24 protein-coding genes are annotated in these 17,786 nt (G+C 55.2%); 11 read left to right on the forward strand and 13 right to left on the reverse strand.

What is annotated here, in order from left to right:
• Positions 1-50: 50 nt before the first annotated feature.
• Both EJA70_RS28130 and EJA70_RS28135 read right to left on the reverse strand, forming a co-directional pair.
• Complete coding sequence (locus EJA70_RS28130) at positions 51-482, reverse strand: hypothetical protein (RefSeq protein ID WP_158835481.1); 432 nt, start codon at positions 480-482, stop codon at positions 51-53.
• An 89-nt stretch (positions 483-571) separates the two neighbouring features.
• The gene (locus EJA70_RS28135; RefSeq protein WP_158835484.1) at positions 572-1,279 is read right to left on the reverse strand and encodes a class I SAM-dependent methyltransferase; all 708 of its coding nucleotides are present in this window, start codon (positions 1,277-1,279) and stop codon (positions 572-574) included.
• Between the two features lie 146 nt (positions 1,280-1,425).
• On the opposite strand from EJA70_RS28135, the gene EJA70_RS28140 reads away from it, so the two are divergent.
• Positions 1,426-1,947, forward strand: a complete 522-nt coding sequence (locus EJA70_RS28140) for a hypothetical protein (protein ID WP_158835487.1) — start codon at positions 1,426-1,428, stop codon at positions 1,945-1,947.
• A gap of 64 nt (positions 1,948-2,011) precedes the next feature.
• On the opposite strand, the gene EJA70_RS28145 is transcribed toward EJA70_RS28140, so the two are convergent.
• The 6 genes from EJA70_RS28145 to EJA70_RS28170 form a co-directional block, all read right to left on the reverse strand.
• Entirely contained in the window at positions 2,012-2,449 is a 438-nt protein-coding gene (locus EJA70_RS28145; protein WP_158835489.1) for an SRPBCC family protein, read from the reverse strand.
• A gap of 66 nt (positions 2,450-2,515) precedes the next feature.
• On the reverse strand, positions 2,516-2,902 hold the full coding sequence (locus EJA70_RS28150; RefSeq protein ID WP_008085674.1) for a nuclear transport factor 2 family protein: 387 nt from the start codon (positions 2,900-2,902) through the stop codon (positions 2,516-2,518).
• Between the two features lie 80 nt (positions 2,903-2,982).
• Positions 2,983-3,726 carry an SDR family oxidoreductase gene (locus EJA70_RS28155; protein WP_158835492.1) on the reverse strand — a complete coding sequence of 248 codons (744 nt, stop codon included), beginning with the start codon at positions 3,724-3,726 and terminating at the stop codon, positions 2,983-2,985.
• Between the two features lie 65 nt (positions 3,727-3,791).
• Positions 3,792-4,895, reverse strand: coding sequence for an alkene reductase (locus tag EJA70_RS28160; RefSeq protein ID WP_008085678.1), 1,104 nt, complete (start codon positions 4,893-4,895; stop codon positions 3,792-3,794).
• A gap of 113 nt (positions 4,896-5,008) precedes the next feature.
• On the reverse strand, positions 5,009-6,265 hold the full coding sequence (locus EJA70_RS28165; RefSeq protein ID WP_158835495.1) for a cation:dicarboxylate symporter family transporter: 1,257 nt from the start codon (positions 6,263-6,265) through the stop codon (positions 5,009-5,011).
• Between the two features lie 113 nt (positions 6,266-6,378).
• Positions 6,379-6,804, reverse strand: coding sequence for a VOC family protein (locus tag EJA70_RS28170; RefSeq protein WP_008085681.1), 426 nt, complete (start codon positions 6,802-6,804; stop codon positions 6,379-6,381).
• 151 nt (positions 6,805-6,955) lie between these two features.
• Between EJA70_RS28170 and EJA70_RS28175 the strand changes: the two genes are divergently transcribed.
• The 8 genes from EJA70_RS28175 (at position 6,956) to EJA70_RS28205 (ending at position 12,337) form a co-directional block, all read left to right on the forward strand.
• Entirely contained in the window at positions 6,956-7,834 is an 879-nt protein-coding gene (locus EJA70_RS28175) for a LysR substrate-binding domain-containing protein (protein ID WP_158835498.1), read from the forward strand.
• 219 nt (positions 7,835-8,053) lie between these two features.
• The gene (locus tag EJA70_RS28180; protein WP_158835501.1) at positions 8,054-8,536 is read left to right on the forward strand and encodes an HIT family protein; all 483 of its coding nucleotides are present in this window, start codon (positions 8,054-8,056) and stop codon (positions 8,534-8,536) included.
• Between the two features lie 41 nt (positions 8,537-8,577).
• Positions 8,578-8,703 (forward strand): hypothetical protein, encoded by a 126-nt coding sequence (locus tag EJA70_RS31215; RefSeq protein WP_256677755.1) that lies wholly within the window; start codon positions 8,578-8,580, stop codon positions 8,701-8,703.
• Positions 8,704-9,057: 354 nt separating this feature from the next.
• Complete coding sequence (locus EJA70_RS28185; RefSeq protein ID WP_158835504.1) at positions 9,058-9,420, forward strand: DUF6124 family protein; 363 nt, start codon at positions 9,058-9,060, stop codon at positions 9,418-9,420.
• Between the two features lie 231 nt (positions 9,421-9,651).
• Complete coding sequence (locus EJA70_RS28190) at positions 9,652-10,134, forward strand: hypothetical protein (protein ID WP_158835507.1); 483 nt, start codon at positions 9,652-9,654, stop codon at positions 10,132-10,134.
• A gap of 561 nt (positions 10,135-10,695) precedes the next feature.
• Positions 10,696-11,013, forward strand: a complete 318-nt coding sequence (locus EJA70_RS28195) for a MafI family immunity protein (protein WP_158835510.1) — start codon at positions 10,696-10,698, stop codon at positions 11,011-11,013.
• Positions 11,014-11,122: 109 nt separating this feature from the next.
• Positions 11,123-11,590, forward strand: coding sequence for a hypothetical protein (locus EJA70_RS28200; protein WP_158835513.1), 468 nt, complete (start codon positions 11,123-11,125; stop codon positions 11,588-11,590).
• Positions 11,591-11,791: 201 nt separating this feature from the next.
• Complete coding sequence (locus EJA70_RS28205; protein ID WP_158835516.1) at positions 11,792-12,337, forward strand: DinB family protein; 546 nt, start codon at positions 11,792-11,794, stop codon at positions 12,335-12,337.
• Positions 12,338-12,527: 190 nt separating this feature from the next.
• On the opposite strand, the gene EJA70_RS28210 is transcribed toward EJA70_RS28205, so the two are convergent.
• Together EJA70_RS28210 and EJA70_RS28215 are read right to left on the reverse strand one after the other, a co-directional pair.
• Complete coding sequence (locus tag EJA70_RS28210) at positions 12,528-13,013, reverse strand: hypothetical protein (protein WP_158835519.1); 486 nt, start codon at positions 13,011-13,013, stop codon at positions 12,528-12,530.
• Between the two features lie 302 nt (positions 13,014-13,315).
• On the reverse strand, positions 13,316-14,230 hold the full coding sequence (locus tag EJA70_RS28215) for a LysR family transcriptional regulator (RefSeq protein WP_158835521.1): 915 nt from the start codon (positions 14,228-14,230) through the stop codon (positions 13,316-13,318).
• 150 nt (positions 14,231-14,380) lie between these two features.
• On the opposite strand from EJA70_RS28215, the gene EJA70_RS28220 reads away from it, so the two are divergent.
• On the forward strand, positions 14,381-15,391 hold the full coding sequence (locus EJA70_RS28220) for an NAD(P)-dependent alcohol dehydrogenase (RefSeq protein ID WP_158835524.1): 1,011 nt from the start codon (positions 14,381-14,383) through the stop codon (positions 15,389-15,391).
• Positions 15,392-15,749: 358 nt separating this feature from the next.
• Here EJA70_RS28220 and EJA70_RS28225 read toward each other — a convergent pair whose 3' ends face one another.
• Positions 15,750-16,013, reverse strand: coding sequence for a hypothetical protein (locus EJA70_RS28225; protein WP_178117018.1), 264 nt, complete (start codon positions 16,011-16,013; stop codon positions 15,750-15,752).
• A 160-nt stretch (positions 16,014-16,173) separates the two neighbouring features.
• Positions 16,174-16,572 (reverse strand): hypothetical protein, encoded by a 399-nt coding sequence (locus tag EJA70_RS28230; protein ID WP_158835529.1) that lies wholly within the window; start codon positions 16,570-16,572, stop codon positions 16,174-16,176.
• Positions 16,573-16,716: 144 nt separating this feature from the next.
• On the opposite strand from EJA70_RS28230, the gene EJA70_RS28235 reads away from it, so the two are divergent.
• Positions 16,717-17,334, forward strand: coding sequence for a DUF3885 domain-containing protein (locus EJA70_RS28235; RefSeq protein WP_158835532.1), 618 nt, complete (start codon positions 16,717-16,719; stop codon positions 17,332-17,334).
• Positions 17,335-17,423: 89 nt separating this feature from the next.
• On the opposite strand, the gene EJA70_RS28240 is transcribed toward EJA70_RS28235, so the two are convergent.
• A complete protein-coding gene (locus EJA70_RS28240; RefSeq protein ID WP_158835574.1) occupies positions 17,424-17,780 on the reverse strand; it encodes a hypothetical protein in 357 nt (118 codons plus the stop codon).
• Positions 17,781-17,786 lie beyond the last annotated feature (6 nt).

The raw sequence follows: 17,786 nt of genomic DNA on the forward strand, positions 1-17,786 counted from the left end.
GCAGCTCCTACATAATGTAGGAGCTGCCGAAGGCTGCGATCTTTTGATCCTTAAACACGCAAATGCCCGCTGTCCGCCGCTCTCCTGCGCAGCAGATTGATCACCAACAGAACGCAGGCCACGATCCCCTGCGAACCGCACAAAAACCCGAACAGCCCCGTGCGAAAAATCACCCAGGCTGCGATGCCCAATAGCAACGTCAACACCAATCCGAATACAACCCAGGGCAGATGAGGCACCGCAGGAATGTCCTCCAGCCCGTCAGCAAAAATGCTCCAGCACGCCCATTGTGAATACAGCGACGCAACCAGCAGCAGTAAGCCCCACTCCGCACCCGCCAGCGTTTGCGAAGTCAGCAGTCCCGTCAGCAAGCCGAGTCCGTACCAGAGGATAAAGCCGATCGTCGCGCTGGCGGGCACGGTGTAGGCCGGCAACGCGAGGCCGATCTGGATCAGTTTGAGAACTTGCAGTCGAGTGATCACGTCGCGCACTCCTGGCGAGTCGCAATGGCCGAATCCGCTGGCCGACCGATTGACTATAGATCAGCCATAGAACGCTGTGAGACCTCCATTCAGACGTTTTTACACGTCAGCCAGGCACCCCAGAAAAGACTGCTGAAAAACCGCGTCGCCTGACCAAACCCGGCGTCATGCAGCAACTGCTGAACCGCCGCCTCGGAGTGCGGAGGATCGGCGCCCTGCAGAATCTTCCCCAGCTTGGCCTGCACCTCTTGCGCACTCGCACCCTGCTGCCGCCAGCGCTGGCCCCAGGCCTGAAGCAACAACGGTTGGCGGGCGTAGGCGTAATGATTGCCCGCCACAATCAATGGCGCGCCCGGCTTGAGCCGAGCCTGAACCGCGCGCAGGATTTGCTGCTTGGCCGCATCGCCCGGCAGATGATGGAGCACGCCGATCAATGTCGCTGCATCAAAGGAAGCGTCCGCCGACAAATCCTCGACCTGCCCCAGATGCACCTGCGTTCTGTGCAACAGATCGTTTGCCTGTAGCTGCTGCGTCGCGGCCTCCAGCATCGGCGCAGAAGGATCGACAGCGGTGAACGTCCAACCCGGCTCCAGCGCGCCCATCGCAATGATCTCCTGCGCCGTACCACCCGCGCCAACCACCAGCACCTTGGCCGATCGAGACTGGCCGAGACTGGCGGCCAACATACACGCGGCGAGATCGTGACAGGCGTCATAACCGGCCAGGGCGATGCGACTTTGCTGGGCGTATTCGCTGGCGCGGGCGGTGTCGAATTTTTTTGCAGAGGTCGATTGCATGGCGTTGCTCCTTGTTGTGCGAGCAACTTACGCCATGGGCAGAGACAAGAAAAATTCATTAATTTCATGCGCTGCATTCCCCTGAGGAATGCCCTGCCCGGCTAAACTCCGCAGCTTGCTCGTCCTGCCTCAAGAGGTATCGTTCAGTGTTGAACCGCTATATCGCCTCTCGCGAGAGGATGGCCTCGGATTTAGGCCATGCACGCTTACTGGTCGGCCAGACACTACGCGCGCTGCTGCACGACCAGTACTACTTCAACGGTGAACCGTACTCGCAAGATGTTGGCTCACTGCTGTGGCGCTTTGGCGAAGATCAAACCCTTGCGATGTACCTGCTCAGCGATGGCGAAAGTGTCGGCGCCGATCAAGCGCAGCTGCAAACCCCGGCCTCTTTTCGCATTGAGGAGGATGGCGAGTGTTCGTGGCGGCGGGAAGATTTGCTGGCCGAATTACCCCGCCTCGCGGTGGCAGGCAAGCTCATCACACAGGTTCAAGGCGTTATCGACAAGTGGCCAGATCAGCACAGCCGCCTGGTCGCTTTCAAAATCACGTTCGAGACCGGCGACTACTTGATCTATCTGAACCGTGGGGATGACGCCGTTGTGTTGACCAACGAAATGCCCCCGGAGGTGGTGGGTGTCGATACGCGGGTATTGGACGCGTTTTAAATAACGTCGTAATGACAAACCAGTGGCGAATGAAATGCCGCTCGCCACTGGCCAGCGTCGTACATTACTCAATCAGCAATGCCTGAAGCCCCTTGTGTCCCTCGACAATCAGGCTGCGAATCAACGCCTGATACTGCTCGGCCGTATTCGGCTGTTGCAGGTCGAAACTTGCTGACCAGGTAACGAGCGTCTGGCTGCAGTCCGTCAACGCCACCAACCGGACTGTCGCCAGGTAATTATCCAGCGGCAAAGGTGCTTCTTCGAAACGATAAGACAGCGTCAACCTCCGATCATCAACCGATAACAACCGCTCCCTGACCCCAGCGCCATCGGCGAGGACGAGTCTGCGAATACAACCGGTCAGGCCATCCGGCATGCCACCTTCGATCTCGCTACTCACGATCGAAGGATGCCATTTATCGATCTCGCCAAATTTCTTCAACACGCTCCAGACCTGTTCTGCGTCGCCCTCCAGAACAGCGGAATACTCAACCATCGTCATCGTATAAATCCTTTCAATAAATCGTTCGCCGATCCCGGCATCAGGCACGCCGGGATCGGTGGATGTTTAGGCTTCGAACTGGTGATACACCTTGGCAATCACCTTCCAGACACCGTCCATTTTGATCAGCGTCAGGTAGTCGTTGTAGTCGGCGCCAATCGCATCGTTTTCCATGTCGACGCGCACCACGGCAGTGGTCGGCGTGATTGCCAGGACGTCCAGGCGCGTGGTGATTTGAGGGGCGCCGCCGTTCTTCTCGACAAAGTCGAACAGGTTGGTGATCGGCCCACCCAGCAGTTCGCCATTGGTGAAGCCGTACATCACTGCCTCTTTATGGAAGGCTTGTGCAACGCCGGCAGCGCTGCCGATCCGCAGTCCTTCGACGTACTGATTGGCGGTGGCGATGACAGCGTTGTACTCAGCGGTCGGTACTGCCTTGATGTTTTTTGACATGGTTGTTTCCTCTTGATGAAGTCGAGCGATCAGAGTCGCTTGCGGGTAAAGCAGATGGGGTACAACAGCCGCTATAAGCGTCACCAATCCTGACGCGTCGGCGAGATGATCAAGTCATTGACCGTGACGTTTTCCGGCTGATTGAGTGCGTAGATCACCGCCCGAGCGATATCGTCCGGTGCGATGGCGATCCGGTTAAGCGCCTGGGCCGCCTTGCGTCCCTCGGGATCACTGACCTTGTCCGCCCAACCGGTATTGATCACGCCGGGGCTGACCGTGTTGACGCGGATGCCATGCTGCACACCGAGTTCCTTGCGCATGGACTCGGTCATGGCCTGGACGAAGAATTTGGTGGCGCTGTAAACGCCTGCGGCCGGGCCGACCTTATGGCCCGCCACCGAGTCCATGTTGAGGATCTGCCCGGACTTCTGCTCGAGCATCGCAGGCAGCACCGCCGCGATGGCGTTGAGATAGCCTTTGATGTTCACGTCGATCATCTTTTCCCAATCCTGTACGGCCAGATCGACCCAGTTGGAAAACAGCATCAGCCCGGCGTTATTCACCAGAATGTCGACGGTGCCGTAGGTTTCCCGGGCGAATCTGGCCAGTGCCTGAGTCTGCTCCGCGTGAGTGACGTCAGTGGTGAACGCGACCACTTCATGGCCGGCTTCGCGCAATTGGCCGACGAAGGCTTCCAGGCCCCCTTTATCAAGTGCCGCAGCCACCACACGGACACCCTCTGCGGCCAGCGCGCGGGTGGTTGCCGCGCCGATACCAGACGATGCGCCCGTGACGATGGCGACCTTGTTTTGCAGATAATTCATGCTCACACCTCTTGGCGATAATGCGTTGGCGACCCTGCGTCGCACCGGGCGCAGGTCGTGGTTTTTCAGGCGTTGGCGGTTGGCCAGTCGGTGTAACCCTTGGCGCCACCGCCGTAGTAACTCTCGCGTGGCGCGATGGTCAGTTCGAGCCCACGACGCAGACGCGTCACGAGGTCGGGGTTGGAAATGAACAAACGACCAAACGCCACCGCATCAATCCGGCCCTGCGCCCGACGCTCCAGTGCCATCGCCAGGTCGTAGTTGTTATTGCCGATGAATGCCCCTGTGAACTGCGCACTCAATGCATCCAGATCCACACCTTCAGGCACGGTGCGCGAGGTGGCCGTGGCGCCTTCGACGAAATGCAGGTAGGCCAGATCGAGGGGGTTGAGTTGCTGGATCAGGTAGCCGTAAGTCGCCATGACATTGCTGTCGGGCGGCGTATTGCCGGCATCCGGCGTGACCGGCGAAAGACGAATGCCGACGCGCTCGCTGCCCCAGATCGAGACCACGGCTTCGGTGACTTCCAGGGTCAGTCGAGCGCGGTTTTCAATGGAGCCGCCGTATCGGTCCGTGCGCTGGTTGGTGGAGTCGCGCAGGAACTGGTCGAGCAGATAGCTGTTGGCGGAGTGCACTTCCACGCCATCGAAACCGGCGCGCTTGGCATTTTCGGCGGCCAGCCTGTATTGCTCGATGATCCCTGGAATTTCCCAGGTCTCCAGTGCGCGCGGCATCGACACCTCGACAAAGCCTTTTTCGGTGTACGTGCTGCCTTCCGCCTTGATCGCCGAAGGTGCCACCGGCGCAGCGCCGCCGGGCTGTAACTCGACACTGGAAAAACGCCCCACGTGCCACAACTGGCTGACGATTTTGCCGCCCGCTGCGTGTACGGCGTCGGTGACTTTTTTCCAGCCGGCGACCTGCTCTTCCGACCAGATCCCCGGCGTCATCGCATAGCCTCGGCCCTGCGCGGAAATATTCGTCGCCTCGGCAATGATCAGGCCGGCACTGGCGCGTTGGGCGTAGTACGTCGCGTGCATTTCATTCGGTACGCCGTCTTCGGCCATTCGGCTACGGGTCACCGGAGCCATGACAATCCGGTTGGCCAGTTGCAGTGCGCCCATGGTTACGGGTGAAAAAAGGTCGGTGTCTGAAGCGTAATCCGTCATAAATCCTCACAACCAATAGACCGGTCGTCTAGTAAATGAACCCAAAAAAAACGTCCCTGTGTCAGCAGACGTGCACGTGTGATCGGTGCAACCGCAAAGCTGCGTTGTCCCGGCTAGACCCTTGCCGCTGGGTGAGCGGGTAGCGGTTGCAGTTCGACCTTCTCCCACTTGGCGATCACCAGCGGTGCAATGGCATTACCCAATACATTCAACGTGGTGGTGCCGCTGTCGATGATCCTGAAGATGCCAGCAATCAGCGCCACGCCTTCCAACGGCAGCCCGGCTGAAGCCAATGTGGCCGACAGAATGATGATGGCAAAACCCGGCACCCCTGCCGCCCCTTTGGAGGTCAGCACCATCGTCACCACCAGCAGAATCTGCTGAGACAACGACAGGTCGATGCCATAAAGCTGCGCGACAAAGATTGTCGCCACGCCGAGAAAAATCGACGCGCCATCGAGATTGAATGCATAGCACACCGGCACCACGAAACTGACGATCCGACGCGGTACACCGTAGCTCTCCAGCTTGGTCATCAATTGCGGCATGACCGCCGCTGAGGCTGCACTGGAAAACGCCAGAATCAACTCGTTGCGGAAGTAGCGGATCAACTTGAAGATGTTTTCGCCAATCAAGTAGCAAATGCCACCCAGCACCACCAAAGCGAAAACCATCAGTGCCAGATACACCACGCCAATCAACTTGAGCAGCGGCAACAATGAGGCGAAACCAAACGTCGCTACCGTCGCGCCGATCATGCCAAACACCCCGATTGGCGCGTAGGCCATGACAATTGAGACGACTTTGAACATTGCATCGGAGAGGCTCTGAACCACGGCGATGAAAGGTGCACTTTTGTCTTTCGGCAATGCATTCAATGCCAGGCCCAACAACACGGCGATGAACAATACCGACAGCAACTTCGCCTCCGACATCGCCACGATCACGTTGTCTGGAACGATGTTCTGCAAAATCACCAGGGCGCCTTTCGAAGGCTCCAGGTTAATGGCCGCCGAACTGTGCGAGACGCCTGAAATATCGGTCCCGGTGCCGGGCTCGAAGAGGTTGGCGAAACACAAGCCAATGACGATCGCCAGCGCGGTAATTGCAAAGAAATAGCCGAGCGACTTCGCCCCCATGCGGCCAAACGACTTGCTGTCGCCACCGCCTGCAATCCCCAGGATCATGCAACAGAACACAATCGGTACAACCACCATCTTCATCATCTTGATAAAGATGTCACCGAGCGGTTTTAAGATCTCGGCGCTGACCCATGTTTGATACTGCGGATGCGTATTGAAGTACCAACCGACGAGCACGCCAAGCAACAGCCCGGCAACGATTTGCCACACCAAGGGAATACGTTTCATGTCTAGCCTTCTTGTTGGAATGAAAGGTCTGCGGGTAATCGCAGTTGCTAGAGTCATGAGCTTCCAGCTCACTAGAGATCAAATGGCACAACGCGGTTGTGCCATGCCTGTTGTTACTTGGCGAACAGTTGGCTCATATCCTTGAAGGCCTTGAACTCGAGGGCGTTGCCGCACGGGTCGAACAGAAACATGGTGGCTTGCTCGCCCACCTGACCTTTGAAACGAACGTACGGTTCGATCACAAACTCGGTCCCAAACGACTTCAGACGCTCGGCCAACGCTTCCCATTGCGCCCAACCCAGGATGATGCCGAAGTGCGGCACCGGCACATCGTGACCATCGACCGGGTTGCTGTGAACGCTCTCTTGCGAGGCGGTTTTCGGGTGTTCGTGAATGACCAGTTGGTGACCATAAAAATCGAAGTCGACCCACTGCGTGCTGGAGCGCCCTTCCTCAAGACCAAATACCTCACCGTAAAAGGTCCGCGCTGAAGCCAGGTCGTAAACAGGGATTGCCAGGTGGAAAGGTGAAAGGCTCATCAGAACTCCAGATATTTTTGTTGGTTGGCGAATTCCCACCGTCATTGGCGCTCTCGGTTCAGCCGTTGCCGGGGATGGGAAACATCCTAGGACGGAAAACCAAACAGAAAAATCAATATATATTTCTTAGAAACACAATTAATATTTGTGAATGATCAAAGAACTCAAGACACTCATCGCTGTGGCGCGCGAAGGCACATTCGCTGCGGCCGGCAACAAGATCGGCCTCACGCAGGCCGCCGTCAGCGCACAAATCCAGCGGCTGGAGGCGGAACTCGGCTTCGAGATATTCGACAGGAAAGGCCGCTCGGCGCACCTCAACAAAATGGGCCACCAGATCCTGCTGCAAGCGCAGGAGTTGCTCAGGCTTTACGAAAACCTGGGCTCGACGACGATGGGACAACCGCCCAGTGTGCTGGTGAACATCGGCGCCATTGCGTCGGTGCAGCGTTCCTATTTGCCGGATGCGCTGGCGAAGTTTCACCAACATTGCCCGCAGTGCCGCACGCGTGTGGTCCCGGGGCTGTCGATGGAGATGGTGAACCTCGTCGACGCTGGCGAGATCGACATGGCCGTCATCATTCGCCCGCCTTTCTCGCTGCAGAGCGATCTGCGCTGGACGACTCTGACGCTGGAGCCCTACCGTCTGATCGTGCCGCGCAACGTGCCGGGAGAAGACTGGTCTGAACTGCTCTCCAGCCAACCCTTCATTCGCTATGACCGATCATCCTTCGGCGGCAGACAGGTCGACCGCTTTCTGCGGCAAATGCATTTCACCTTGCATGAGGTGTGCGAACTGGATGAGCTGGAGGCGATCGTCAAACTGGTGGAAAACGGTGTCGGCGTTGCGCTGGTGCCGCAAACAACGCCCGAACCGCAATGGCCGGCAGGCGTGCGGGCACTCGACCTCGGGGCGCACACTTTTCACCGGGATATCGGCCTGGTCCATCGCTCTCGCCGCAGCATGACTGAACCGGTGCGGAAGATGGCTGACCTGATCAGTGAGCAGGTCAAGGGCGGCTTCCTCTAGCAACACAACGCTGGTTGCCAATGATCAAATCAGGAGTGGCGAACCTTGAGTCCGGCTACGTGAATCGGCGCAGAGCTCACATCACGCCGTGACGACGGTCAACTCCGGCCAGATTTATGGCTGTGCAGCGTCAATGGCTGACGCCACACGCGGTCATTCGCAGCGTTGCCAAACAAGCTTTGCTACTCTGCCGCATCCACTCCATCAGGACAAACGGCGATGGAAATTGCCCCGCAGTTCATTGTTCATGAAACCGACCATTGGATTATCAACCACCACCTGGCGAGCGCCCTCCCCGGGTATCTGATGCTGGGTTCCAGGCTCAACACCTCATCATTGGCTGATCTATCGGCTGACGCACTGGCGGAAATGGGTGGCCTGCTGGCCAAGACCCAGCAGATCATGGAGCGGCTATTGACTCCTGCGCATCTCTACATTGGCCGCTTTGGTCATCAACCGGGCTGGCCCATTCACTTCCATTTCATTCCGGTTTATCACTGGGTCGAAGACTTGTTCTGGAAGGATGAGCGCTATCGGCAACTGGCAAACTTTGCCTACGCTGAAAACGCCCTCGCGGCGACTGACGGTGCCGAGCTGACGCTGTTTATCTGGAGAGAGTTTGGGGAAAACCCGGCACCTCCAGAGACGCCGGGGCTGTCGGTCGAAGAAGTGATCACCCAACTGCGTCATGCGTTCCGGTGATCAAAAATCGCGGTTCGATGCGCTGTCCTTACTTAGATGAAATGGCATCTCCCGCTAATTTCAAAGTGTTCGAAAACGCCGCACGCTTGGGCAGTCTGGCGGCGGCTGTGCTTGAGTTGCACGTCAGCGTCGGTGCGGTCGCATCGCTGAAGGCCGTCATTGTTTAACGTTTTTTGGAATGTGTTTAAGGACACCTGACGTTACGTCCGAAAGGCTACAACGCCTTGCGCCGTTGCCTACGACTACGCCAGAATCCGCCGGCTTGTGCGCTTGGCATGCCATCGGTAACTTGATTCGCGTCACTGATTCTCAGTGATCGGGTTTAGTAGCCCGTGGTAAATGAAAGTGCACAAGCGTCTGTCAAAAAGGTATTCACGTACCTGCACTTGATGGCGGCTGTGCGTAGGGCGCCCCCGGGCGCGCCGGCTTTCTTCTTTTCCCCGGTCTACTAACCTGCGCACCGCTGCCACCCCCTGTTTAGTAGCTCGGCGCGGCGGCCACATAACAGGAAAAAGAAGAACATGTTCAAGATAACGCCGAACCCTCCGGACACTGATCCGGCTTCACCGTACGAATCACTCGATTGCAGAAAAATGCACGACGCGGCTGAACGCGCACTCGATCATTACCTCAATCCCGCTGCCGCGATCATGGCTGCGCCGTATCAGGCGAGCACGATGTTTCTGGTTAATCCGGAAACGGATACCGAGTCATTGCTGGTCAACGCCTGCGAATCGCTGGCCTCGGCCTCCATCATGCTGGGGGATGTCGCGGGGTTGGTGGATGGGCCGATTCGCAAGACGTTGCTGGGTATTGCGCAGGTGGTGATGCTTGGGGAGTTGGCAGTGAATCGGGCTTTGGACAGGGTTGAGATTACAGACTAGGTCCATACCGCTCAGTGGCGATTTGGCCGTCGCCACTGAACGGATCAGATTTTGAATGCTTGTGCATGGTTGCTTTCGGACATTTTCGGCTTCTCGCGGAGATAGAATTGCGGCGGCTGGTTCTTTCTGTGATGAGCTGACACTTCGTCCGGTCTATTTCAGGCATAACCCGTAGTCGATGCCTCATGAAGCGCCACCCTTGAAACTCTAACATTCAGCGATGGAATGAGAATGTCCAAAAAAATCATCTATGCCAAAGAGTTCGACATCTGCGTATCGATGTCAGATTTAGTAACCTGGGAAGGTGACCAGAAGACTCCCAGCGCCGACCTGCAGGCGGTATTTACAATCCTTGAAATTCCCGTCGACATTCTCGAACTCCACGAGTTGTATTTTGCCCACCCTTACAACGGCTACGGCGACGTGCATGTGTATCATGCTGAAAATAACGGAGGCAGTATTTTTGCCATCGACTTGTATCGAGAGCTCACGGATCAGCAAGATTTGACAGGTCTATTTCTGCGTATTGAAGGCCCTGCATTTGATCAGGCTCTCGCTCATCTCCGGTCTTTCTTTGACAGCGCCAGAAGGCAAGTAGCATTTGAGCAGGCAAGTTACTCCAGGCGACTTCGCGAAAGGCTTGACGCAAGCAGGTACCCTCGACTGGTCGAAGAAGATCACGACTTCCTGCAGCAGCATTTCATTCATCGGTGACGCTAGCCAATCAGACACTGCACAAGTCCGATTCAGCATTGGCTTCTCGCCATTGCTCCTCGGTACCGAGTTTTTGTCATCGGCAAGGAGATTCGTGGCCAAAAAGCCCACGGCATAGTGCCGCGACACGACGTTGATGTTTAAACAGGAAGCATTGCAACAGTGCGATTTGAGGTGGTCTGAGTCGAATGCATGGATGCTGGTGTACCCGATTCGAGACGCCAGAACTTTGTGCTTTGACTTCATGTACAACCACCAAGAGCCGCCTCAGAAAACGTTGTCTGTACTGCTAGGGAAGTACCCGGAATGTACGGTTATCGATTGGTCGGCGGGACGTTTGGCCTGTATTGAGGCCGAGAGTGTTGACGTTGAGACGCTAGCGGAAATCATCCAGGACGTTGCCGCGGCTGTTTGGGGTGACCACAGCTCGGTCATCGATGCTTCTTATGAGGAAATGAGTAGAGCCTGATCCGAAGCGTTCATGCCTGGAGCCGTTCCTGAGCAACAATTGACCACAAACGTGGGCTCCCTGGTCCACCGTAATCGAAGGAGATGTTTTCAATGCTCCCCCCTGACAACGACTTGAGGGCCAACTTCATAGAAGTGCTCAAGGAAATCACCGCGCTGATGTCCATTGCATACGAACAAACCGGCCCAGTACCGGACGACCATCCGTTAGCTCAGGCGGGTTTGGAGAGTGGTGGTGAAATCGTTCTGGATTATGTCGATCACAATGAGGCTGGATTAGCGTTCGAACACCTGCTTTACATGATTAATGAGCCACCCCTCATTATTTCCGAAGAATGTACAAACATCCTGGCCCACATCGCAAAGGTTCTGGAGATGCCGTTTAAAAGGGGCGAAAGCTGCCAAGTATGAACGGCCGCTTTCGGCCAAAAGCGGACGGTTCCCGAAAAACATCATTGAAGCATTTTGCTACTATTGGGCGCTCTTGCCCATTAGCGCGACGTAAACCTTAGGTTCTTCCATGTTCGACAGAAGCGACTTTGATCAGCTCTCCAGTGAGCAACTGACTTTTTGGACAGCGCACAATGATTGTCCCGGTCTCTATTACGTCACCTATCCAGCAATCGCCTTTCGATGCTCTGCCTCTCAGGAGATCATCAGGATAACCCGCGCCCCCAAACGGCAAGGCGACAACGGATTAAACTTCTGGCTTCACGCGGAATGGATGGATTGGCGACCTGGAGGAGAAAGTTATTTCCCAGGCTACGTTTCTGACGCTCAGTTTGAAGAAATCTCGGAAGCTGTTTTCAATCAGATGGTTGCGGATCAGGCGTTTGAATTGATCGCTCCGCTCAAACAACCGCTGCATGAGTCGACCGGTTTCGTCGGAGCGTTATTGATGTACTCAATGAAGACGGAGTTCATCGTTTCGCTGTTCGCGGAGTATGAAGACGAATACATACATTTCTATTGGGACACGACTTCGTGATCGGCAGCTAAGGATCGATTGCAGCCCTCCGCCACAGGCAGTAATCGGCCAAATGAAGACATTCGCCGAGCCACATGCAAGCATCAAGCAAGAGCGGTTCCTCTCCCTGTTACCCCCCAAAACAATAAAGCCCAACTCTAGACAGGGATGCAAGATGAGCGTGGATCGCTTACAAAGCGATTCATTAAAAGGACGAGCACGATGAACCGAACCAGTCATATCTGCCTGATGGCCACCTACAACGAGTGGATGAACGCAAAGATTTATGAGGCAGCCAGAAGCCTGTCAGATGAAGAGCTCTCAGTGGATAGGAAAGCATTCTTTGGTTCAATTCTCGGGACGTTGAACCACTTGGTGGCCGGCGACACTGCCTGGCTAAAGCGATTCGCCAAGCACCCAGCTAACTACTTGGCTCTGGGACTGATTCAGCAGCTTCCTGCCCTCCAAAGCCTCGACCAGTTGCTGTTCTCGAATATCCGAGAACTTTCGGCACAGCGTGTGTGGCTTGATCAGAAAATTGTCGAGTGGTCTCGCTCCATTGCAGAGCTGGACCTGGATCACACCCTCGATTACACAAGCATGAAAGGAATACAGGCTGACAGGAGCTTTTATGGTTTGGTCATGCATTTTTTCAACCATCAGACGCACCACCGCGGACAAGTTACTACGTTGCTTTCACAAGCGGGTGTCGACATAGGCGATACGGATCTTGTCGTCCTCATTCCATCCGAGCCCGGCACAGAGTAGAGAAACCTAGCGCTAGGCCGGGTATTGTTACATTCGATCGGGCCGTCGAAACAGCACAGCCATCCAGGCTGGTTGTCGATCCCGAGTGACGGCAATCGGCCAGAAGCGGACGCTCCCGAGTATTGACTTTATCAGCGGAGATTCAGGGCCGGGGTTGAGTTGAGTTGAGTTGAGTTGAGTTGAGGCCAAGCTAATCTCCAAGCTCGAATTGCTGAAACCCTACACGCCTGACGTAAACCCAAAAGTCATGTCTTGGCTCATACTGCTCCATGCAAACCCTGTGAACCTGACGCAGCTCATCTTCGTCGATCAGGATACGATCCCAATCGAAGTCAGGGTTCGTGGAAATGGCATAACTAGGGTAAGGTTTGTCGAGATCGAAGTGGATCGAGTAAACGAAAAACGGAGATTCCCCCGGCATGTAGGTTTCGTACAACCGCATCAGTTCTGGCATCTGTGCTTTACAGTGCTGTTCGGCGAACTTCAGTACTTGGGGTAAATCATCCCACGCAGCGTTGACCGCGCGTTGCGCGGCGGCGACCCTTGCGCGAGGTGGCTCGTCATTGCGATGTTGGACGTAAATCAATCGACTGCCGAATTGGTATTCGCATTGCCAGACACCCGATGGAGCACGCCAGTGGCCAAGCATGGATTCGGTCAGTAAATTGATGCCCATATGAGTGCCACACAGATTAAAAGGTGTTCAGGGTACCCTCTCAAATACCGACCTGTGAAGGCCGCAGGCGTTTGGGCTATTTGCCGAAACCCATGGAGATCCAACCGTCAGCATTGGGACGAAAGCGGCCTCTTGTAAAGGGCAGCTATTGGCCAGAAGCATTCACTCATTGAGCGTTTTTACACACTCTGGGCCGAAAGCAGCCGCTCCACCACTAGCAGCTTTCGCGCAAATAACCGCCCTACACGAGCGATCCCTTTTACCCCGACTGATATCAATGAACGCTGGCATTCCAAGGATCGCTACTGCTCCAACCATTCTGAATAAATCCGTGGAAGAAGCGCCTGCAACCATTCGACAAATACTTGCACCTGTGGCGCCAAATGCGTCCGACTCGGGTACAGCACCGACACAGACCGTGGAGTTGGCCGATAGGGCCTTAGAATTTCCACTAAAGCGCCACTGCTCAAATATTCAGCCACGGTGATACCCGGTGCTTGGATTATTCCAAAGCCGGAGACACAGCACTTAACGTATGCATTGGACTCGGTAACGGAGATGCCCGCGTTACTGACAAATGCTTGATCAATACCCTTCACCGAGAAATGCCAAGGCAACGTCCTGTTGTTTTGACCGGAAAGAAAATTGACGCCGCGATGAGTGCTCAGATCTGCAATGGTCAGCGGTTCGCCGTGTTCTTGCAGGTATTCCGGCGCCGCACACGTCACCATCGTTGCCATGGCTATCGGGCGAGCGATCAACGTAGAGTTTGGCAAATCACCGATACGTAAAGCACAGTCGACGCCTTCACCGACCAGGTCGACGGTGCGATCGGTAACACCCAGAACTATGTTGATACCGGGGAAGTCGTCGGTGAATCCTTTCAGGCTATTGATGAATTCCAGTTGCGCGAAAGCGCTCGGGATGTCGACGCGAAGTCGGCCCTCGAGCGTTGCTCCGCTGCGGTCAAACATTGAAGTTGCGGTAGAAATATCCGCGAGAATGTCCTGCACGCGCTCATAGAAAAGTTGGCCTTCAGTGGTGAGTGCCACCTTTCTGGTGGTGCGCTGAAACAGGCGCACCCCCAAGGTTGTTTCAAGCTCTTTGATATAGCGGGTGACCTGAGGCCGTCCGATGTCCATTGACTCGGCGGCTCTGGTGAAGCTGCCTAGCTCAGCGAGTCTGGCGAAAAGTCGCATTGATTGCAGCAGTTCCATAAAGCCTCACCTGGCAAATTCCCATTATTGCCTCAGGATAGAATAATCATGTCTTGTTTTGCGCATTTATTGCGCGCGACCAAAAGCGAAAGATGCTCCCCTGCAAACTAGTAGCGGTTTGCAGCCACCGAATCGTTTTTGGAGATCTGCATGAAAGCCTGGTTATTGAAAGATTTTGGCCTCGAGAACTTGCACCTGGAAGAAACCGCAACGCCTCAACCCAAGGCCGGCGAATTGCTCATAAAGGTCGGCGCTGTCTCTCTCAACTTTCGCGACAAGGCCATCGTGGATGGCATCTACGAGCCGCATCTGGTGCCCAAGCCTCTGATACCGGTAAGCGATGCGTCGGGTACTGTCGTGGCCGTCGGTAATGGCGTCAGCCGTTTCTCTATTGGAGACCGAGTGAACTCCCACCTTTACTCACGCTGGCTGGATGGCATGCCCGCGCCGGATGAGCCAAATTACTGCTTTGGCTCGCCGTTGCCTGGTGGCCTGGCGGAGTACATGATCATCCATGAAGACAGTGCGGTCCGTGCTCCCGACAACATGTCGGATGAGGAAGCGGCGACCCTTCCCATTGCTGCTCTGACAGCATGGTATGCGCTGGTTGATTTCGGCCGGATCGAGGCTGGCCAAACCGTTTTGGTTCAGGGCTCAGGAGGTGTTTCTGTTTTCGCAACACAAATTGCGACGGCGCTTGGCGCCAACGTTATCGTCACCTCCAGTCGAGATGACAATCTGCAAGCCATGAAACAACTGGGTGCTGTTGCAGGCGTAAATTACCGCACCAGCCCTGACTGGGCAGAGCAAGTCCTTGAGCTCACTGACGGCAAAGGTGTCGATCTGCTGCTGGACGTGGCAGGCGGGGATGGCATCAATCAATCGATTGCAGCGACCAAGGTAGGCGGACGCATCGCCCAGATCGGCTTCCTGAGCGGCCAAACCACTGCGCTGAACCTGATGCCTTTGATCTTCCGGCAAACCACTATTCGTGGCATCGCCGTGGCCCCTCGCTCCTCATTTGATCGAATGAATGAGTTCCTGAATGAACACAGAATCCGCCCGGTCATCGACCATGTGTATCCATTTGATCAGGCACGCGAAGCGTACGAGCACTTAGCCAGGGGCGCCTTTGGTAAGGTCGTCATCAAGATCTCATAACTCATGAACAGGTCTGGGTCACCCGGCGGTTGGGTACCAACGTGGCTGTTTGATATTGATCGCGTGTTCGGTATTCCAGTGCAGAGACGTTCTGCCGAATGTGACGAAAAGTCAGAATCTCTGGCTTGAGTTTTAACGCAGGGCGACGCTGGGTTGGCTCACAACCCAAGGTTCGCGCGGGGATGTTGTAGTTCAACGCAACCCTCACTCGAAGAATCGGAGAATCGGAGAATCGGAGAATCGGAGAATCCAGGAAACACACACGCACACTTTCTTCAAACGTATTGCGATAACCAGGCTGACTGAACGAGTACCGCCTTAAGTAGCCAGGGCGCAACGCCCTGGCAGACAGCAGAGACTACTTTTTCTTCTTCGCCGGTTTTTCGGCCTTCTCTGATTTCTCAGATTTCTTGGCCTTTTCGGGCTTGCTATCAGCTTTCTTGGCAGACTTCTTCGGTTCCGCGTCTTTTTTCTTGTCTTTCTTATCCTTGTCGGAGGATTTCGAAAGAGCCGAAGCCGCCGCAGCCTTCTTCGTCGGTGATGACTTTTTGTCTTTCAACTCTTTGCTGGCTTTGGAAGCTTCACCTTTGCTTTTCTTATCGTCTTTAGCCACGTTGACCACCTCTCGGAGCATGCCGGTATTGGCAGATCGCCTGTGGAATTATCCATGGGCTAATCATTAGGTGAGCGTGCCCGGGAGCGGTTCAAATTCTTTTGCAGTGTCTTGAAAGGAATTCGCTCATTGGTGAAGGTGTGTTTTCGGCCAGGATTGGACACTCGATTTATTCACGCCAAGTAGGAGGGATTTTGCGAACTATTGTTTGAGAGCGATCCACTCTATAGGCTTGCCACCTGATAGCGGTCGACGCCTGCGGATCAACAAGGACATGGAGCGCCTGCTGAAGAAGCGGCAACTGAATGTGCAGGAACAAAATGCCGTGACTGCCCATGACCTCATGAGCACCGCAGAATTCTGGCGGGATGCAGAGGTTCCCGCTGCGTTGGCACGTTTCGGCGAAAGCCAAAGCGTTGACTGACGAGCAACCGTTGTACTTGAACTTGAAATCGACTTTCCGTGAATGCCACGCCTTTACGGCTTGCTCTTCGATCAAGCGGAACGGTTCATTGCGTTCCAAATCGACACGGATCTTAATCATCAGCACGTTGTTGCCGTGAATCATGGGAAGACGTGTCCGCTCATCAGAACCAGTGCATCGCCCAGCGAGGCACTGGCAAAGGCTTTGCCGTGATTGCTTTGCAAATCAGGCGTGAAGTCCTTGCGAAACGTTATATGAACGTCGGGCTATCAGCCAAGAAGGGAACCAGTGAATCTACAACTTGAAATTGAGAGGATCTTCGCGGGGAAAGCATTTGCCCGCCCACTGTTCTATTCCCATCCGGGAGGTCTGCGATTTGAACTCTCTGAAACGGGTGAAATGATTGAGCGATTTCTGACAGCAGTGAGCAAAGCAACAAAGATCTGCAGCGATGTCTTCGTTAATGACGCGAAGCTTGTTGCTTGCCTGCGCATTCATTCTGGTAGCAATCGATTTGCTCATCGGCCCCAGATTCACGCTCTTCGGTCTGCCGGCATCAATCTACCTAGGGGGTGCTCAATCTGGAGTGAGATGAGGGACCGGGATGAATGGTTTTGCGAAAAGGAGCCGGAGTTTTGGGTCAACGTCGCCTTCGAAGCGCCTGCGACTTTGCTTCGAGCATTGCTCTGGTGTGCTTTGGCTAAGGACTTTGGCGTTATCGAGCCTAAACCCAAGTGCGCCGTATACCTGTTCAATTTAAACAAGCACGCCATGGTTTTCCCCTACGACGACAGAGGCATGGACGTGGTCGGCCCCAACAAAGATCTGCTTTCACAGCTATATCGTCAGCATCATAGCTGGCTGCTGGATCACGACCGACACGCGATGGACAACACCTTCGCATAGCCGACGCACTAGCTTCATTGCGTACAGTCGCGCTCAGTGACTGGTTTGGCACACAGAGATGCAGGGGTTTTCAATTTCCTTGGCCATCCTCAATGCACTTTAGCCAGACGCGTTTGCCAATCGCCGCCCTGGATGTTCTGACACTCTTGCTCCGAGTCGAAGCGGACATTGCGATCGGTAAGCTTCAACTCGATACCAGCCTCGTTCAACGCGATAGCCGTCAGCTCGAAGATCCGCTCTTTCGCCTCAATTTGGGCGAGCTGTCTGTCGGCCAGCGTTTCAAACACCCAGATCACTTTCAGGGTGTGAGCCACTGCATTCAGGTCACCCGTGTGGGTAAGCCAGGTAAAGCCTTTGATTTCACCTTTTGCTGTTTCGCACGCCTCGGTCAGCGTGGTGATCAGCAGGCGCTCCAACCGCGCCAGTTCACGTTTGCCTGCAGGCATTGCAAG

This window comes from Pseudomonas sp. PB103 (genome assembly GCF_009764635.1).
Classification (GTDB): domain Bacteria; phylum Pseudomonadota; class Gammaproteobacteria; order Pseudomonadales; family Pseudomonadaceae; genus Aquipseudomonas.